The organism is Ectothiorhodospira sp. 9100, from assembly GCF_022227565.1.
In the GTDB taxonomy this organism is placed as follows: Bacteria; Pseudomonadota; Gammaproteobacteria; order Ectothiorhodospirales; family Ectothiorhodospiraceae; genus Ectothiorhodospira; species Ectothiorhodospira marina.
Window position 1 is genome coordinate 1 of the sequence record NZ_JAJNAN010000114.1, and the last position, 1105, is coordinate 1105.

Genomic DNA, 1105 nt, shown 5'->3' on the forward strand with positions numbered 1-1105 from the left:
TATGCGGACAAGTACCGGGGGCGGGGTCAGCCGATCCATCTGATCGGGGTGGAGTTCTCACGGGAGCAGCGGCAGGTGGTGGGGTTTGAGGTGGAGACGGTGCCGGTGGCTTAGCGCTCAACCGCTATTCCCGCCCATCAACAGCACGCCTTGCATCCAAGCCAAGGAATAAGGCAGCGCTCAGCAAAGCATCGTCCTCTGTGATCAAGCGAGCTTGGTAATACTCTGCACAAGCCAGGTGAAGAGCATCGAGAGTTCTCAGGCTTGTCTTCCGTATGCCTATCCAGTGGATGGCGCGTTGATAGTGCATGATGTCAATTGGACAGCGCACAAAGCGGCCCTGCCGAACATCATCACCGAACGTGCTTTCAATCCGATTTGCCTCGGGTTCACTCAACTCACCCGTCCGCACCCAGTGCGCCACGGCACTGGCAACTTCAACCTCGGTCAAGTGGCTGATCAGTACGGGGTTCGACTGCCTGAGTAACAGGTTCTGGACCTGCTCACTGGCCTGTTCCTCCCGATAATAGGGAAGCAGCGCACTGGTGTCGAAGTATAACATCAGTAACGGGAATCGTTTCGAAGGTACCGAACCACGGCTGCGGAGCTTTCCGAGGCTGGAGGCAAGGCCCGCCTCAGCGTGGAGCGGTCGAGGAAGCGAACCTGCTCGGGTTGCGGTGCCGTCAAACGAGCCGCCGGCTTTCCATGTCGAAGAATCACAATCTCCTCACCTTGCGCAACGGCATCCAAAAGCTGAGAAAGCCTTTCCCGAGTTTCCCGAACATTGATCGTTTGCATTGTGATCACCTGGGTCTTGTGTTTTGAACAAAGCGCTTGTTCAGCTGGCGATTTCCCGCCAACCGGGATGGGCCATCTGTTCAGGACAGTAAACTAAATGGGTGGGCGTGTACGCAAAGAGAGTACGCATGCTCGCCCTTCGCTACCAGCCGGGACCAGCGGGATCTGGCGTTTTTGGGGTCGTCAGCGCGATTTCTTCGGTCTCCGCCCACGGCCGCCACGGCACGAACGGTTTTCCAGGCTGTGGTCTGGGATGCTCCAACGGCTGGAGACGTTCACGTTCCTGTGTCGTGCACTCTGAAAGCCG

2 protein-coding genes are annotated in these 1105 nt (G+C 57.6%); both read right to left on the reverse strand.

Annotated elements, in window-relative coordinates; genetic code table 11:
- Positions 1-124: 124 nt before the first annotated feature.
- Positions 125-562: a type II toxin-antitoxin system VapC family toxin gene (locus LPW29_RS15170; RefSeq protein ID WP_238628710.1), complete on the reverse strand. Its 438-nt coding sequence runs from the start codon at positions 560-562 to the stop codon at positions 125-127.
- A complete protein-coding gene (locus LPW29_RS15175) occupies positions 562-798 on the reverse strand; it encodes a type II toxin-antitoxin system Phd/YefM family antitoxin (protein WP_238628711.1) in 237 nt (78 codons plus the stop codon). The genes LPW29_RS15170 and LPW29_RS15175 overlap by 1 nt, the downstream gene beginning before the upstream one ends.
- Between the last annotated feature and the right edge of the window lie 307 nt (positions 799-1105).